Below are 1611 nucleotides of genomic sequence, written 5' to 3'. Positions count from 1 at the left end.
GGAACGTTAAGATACAAAACAAGACGATTCTAATTATTTATTGATAGATAGTTAGGAATCGAACAATTCATTTTACAATGGAGAGTTTGATCCTGGCTCAGGATGAACGCTAGCGGCAGGCCTAATACATGCAAGTCGGACGGGATCCTTCGGAGAGCTTGCTCGAAGAAGGTGAGAGTGGCGCACGGGTGCGTAACGCGTGAGCAACCTGCCCATATCAGGGGGATAGCCTCTCGAAAGAGAGATTAAGACCGCATGATATAATTTTACGGCATCGTGAAATTATTAAATATTTATAGGATATGGATGGGCTCGCGTGACATTAGCTAGTTGGTAGGGTAACGGCTTACCAAGGCGACGATGTCTAGGGGCTCTGAGAGGAGAATCCCCCACACTGGTACTGAGACACGGACCAGACTCCTACGGGAGGCAGCAGTAAGGAATATTGGTCAATGGGCGGAAGCCTGAACCAGCCATGCCGCGTGCAGGACGACTGCCCTATGGGTTGTAAACTGCTTTTGTACGGGAATAAACCTGGGTACGAGTACCCAGCTGAACGTACCGTAAGAATAAGGATCGGCTAACTCCGTGCCAGCAGCCGCGGTAATACGGAGGATCCGAGCGTTATCCGGATTTATTGGGTTTAAAGGGTGCGTAGGCGGCCTTTTAAGTCAGGAGTGAAAGACGGCAGCTCAACTGTCGCAGTGCTCTTGATACTGATGGGCTTGAATGCCGTTGAAGATGGCGGAATGAGACAAGTAGCGGTGAAATGCATAGATATGTCTCAGAACCCCGATTGCGAAGGCAGCTGTCTAAGCGGTAATTGACGCTGATGCACGAAAGCGTGGGGATCGAACAGGATTAGATACCCTGGTAGTCCACGCCCTAAACGATGATGACTCGATGTTAGCGATATACAGTTAGCGTCCAAGCGAAAGCGTTAAGTCATCCACCTGGGGAGTACGCCCGCAAGGGTGAAACTCAAAGGAATTGACGGGGGCCCGCACAAGCGGAGGAGCATGTGGTTTAATTCGATGATACGCGAGGAACCTTACCCGGGCTTGAAAGTTACTGAATGATCTAGAGATAGATCAGTCCTTCGGGACAGGAAACTAGGTGCTGCATGGCTGTCGTCAGCTCGTGCCGTGAGGTGTTGGGTTAAGTCCCGCAACGAGCGCAACCCCTATGTTTAGTTGCCAGCATGTAATGGTGGGGACTCTAAACAGACTGCCTGTGCAAACAGTGAGGAAGGCGGGGACGACGTCAAGTCATCATGGCCCTTACGTCCGGGGCTACACACGTGCTACAATGGACGGTACAACGGGCAGCTACACAGCAATGTGATGCCAATCTCTAAAAGCCGTTCACAGTTCGGATCGGGGTCTGCAACTCGACCCCGTGAAGTTGGATTCGCTAGTAATCGCGTATCAGCAATGACGCGGTGAATACGTTCCCGGGCCTTGTACACACCGCCCGTCAAGCCATGAAAGTTGGGGGTGCCTAAAGCATGTAACCGCAAGGAGCGTGTCAGGGCAAAACCGATAATTGGGGCTAAGTCGTAACAAGGTAGCCGTACCGGAAGGTGCGGCTGGAATACCTCCTTTCTAGAGT

At 51.3% G+C, this 1611-nt stretch carries 1 rRNA gene; it reads left to right on the top strand.

Annotation, left to right across the window (positions count from 1 at the left end):
* The first annotated feature begins 74 nt into the window (after positions 1-74).
* Positions 75-1604 (top strand): 16S ribosomal RNA (locus ACSZOX_RS22330).
* Positions 1605-1611: the final 7 nt, after the last annotated feature.

The organism is Sphingobacterium sp. LRF_L2 (genome assembly GCF_965644235.1).
Classification (GTDB): domain Bacteria; phylum Bacteroidota; class Bacteroidia; order Sphingobacteriales; family Sphingobacteriaceae; genus Sphingobacterium.
This window is presented reverse-complemented; position numbering and strand designations above follow the sequence as displayed.